Source organism: Streptomyces pathocidini (genome assembly GCF_001418495.1).
Taxonomy (GTDB): Bacteria; Actinomycetota; Actinomycetes; order Streptomycetales; family Streptomycetaceae; genus Streptomyces; species Streptomyces pathocidini.
The window spans coordinates 1-1323 of the sequence record NZ_LIQY01000564.1; the positions used below are offsets into that span (position 1 = coordinate 1).

Below are 1323 nucleotides of genomic sequence, written 5' to 3' on the forward strand. Positions count from 1 at the left end.
GGCCGGCGGCAAGGCCGCGGTCGTGCTGGCGGTCGGACGCGGGGCGCCCCCGGCCGAGGGCGAGCCGTACGGTGCGGAGGCGCTGCGCGCGGGCCGCGGCACCGGCGGCCCGGCGCAGCGCCTCCGCACCGTACGGCTCGCCCTTGGCCGGGGGCTCCCCGAGTCCGACCGCCAGCACGACCGGGGCCTTGAAGCCGGCCGGGGCGGGCAGCTTGGTCACCTCGCCCTCGCCTCCGGAGGCGCCGAGGGTCTCCAGGACGGTCGCCAGCTTCCCGCCGAACGCCTTGTCCACGGCCTCGCCGCCCGACGCGACGACGGGGCCCTTGTCGCCCTTGGCCACACCGATGACGACGGCGTCCGCGCGCAGCGACGCGGCGGTGGAGGTGCTGAGAGTCAGAGCAGTCACGGGTTGGGGTCCTTCTTCCGGTTGCGTTCCTCGGCCAGTCGGTGGGCCGGCCGCCGCGAGCCGCCCGCGGCCGTCGCATATGCCATGTGCGGGCCCGGGCGCTGCCAGCATCGTATGCCGCCGACCGGCTGCGAAGCGCCCGCGCGCCGACCCCCTTGCGCGGAGCCGCCGGGGGCCGGGGACGCGAGGGCTTCGGCCGCTGGCCGAGCGGCGCCGGGGCTTGGGCGTGTGTTCTCGTGCCCTGGGGTGTCGGACGGGCTGGAGTCCGCTGCCCTGCCCCAGCGCGAGCGTGATCGGGGCCGTTTACCCCAGGGCGAGCGCGATCAGAGCTGTCGTTGCCGCTGTTTCGGAGAGGGCGCCGAAGACGTCGCCCGTGACGCCGCCGAGCCGCAACCGGCAGCGGCGGAGCAGGAGTTCGGCGGCGGCGAGCGCCGCGAGTACGGCCAGGGCGTGGTGCGCGGCGGCGTACGCGCCGAGGGGCGAACCCGCGGCGGCGCAGGCCGCGACCGCGAGGGCGCCCACGGCGATCGCGGCCCCGGCCGGCACCGCGCCCGCGACCGTCGCGCCCAGTCCGTCCGGCCGGGCCGCCGGCACCCCGGTCCGGGCCGCGAGGGTGAGCGCCAGCCGTGCCGCGACCCCGGCGACCAGGGCCGCGAGTGCGCCGCGGGCCCAACCCGCCGCGTACAGCTGGGAGATGGCCGCGGTCTGCGCCAGCAGTACGAGCAGCAGGGTGATCACGCCGAACGGGCCGATGTCCGACTGCTTTATGATCCGCAGCGCGTCCGCGGCGGGCCGTCCGCTGCCCAGGCCGTCGGCTGTGTCGGCCAGCCCGTCCAGGTGCAGGCCGCGGGTGAGCGCGGCGGGTACGGCGACCGTGGTGACCGCGGCGAGCAGCGGCCCGCCACCGAGCCCGAGTA

General features: G+C 78.0%; 2 protein-coding genes. Both read right to left on the bottom strand.

Annotated features, from left to right (window positions below):
* The coding region (locus tag AOK16_RS22635; protein ID WP_276202523.1) for a M17 family peptidase N-terminal domain-containing protein at nucleotides 1-406 on the bottom strand (406 nt) is incomplete at its 3' end.
* Nucleotides 407-709: 303 nt separating this feature from the next.
* Nucleotides 710-1323 (bottom strand): adenosylcobinamide-GDP ribazoletransferase (locus tag AOK16_RS22640; protein WP_169790938.1); only part of this gene is annotated, 614 nt, incomplete at its 5' end.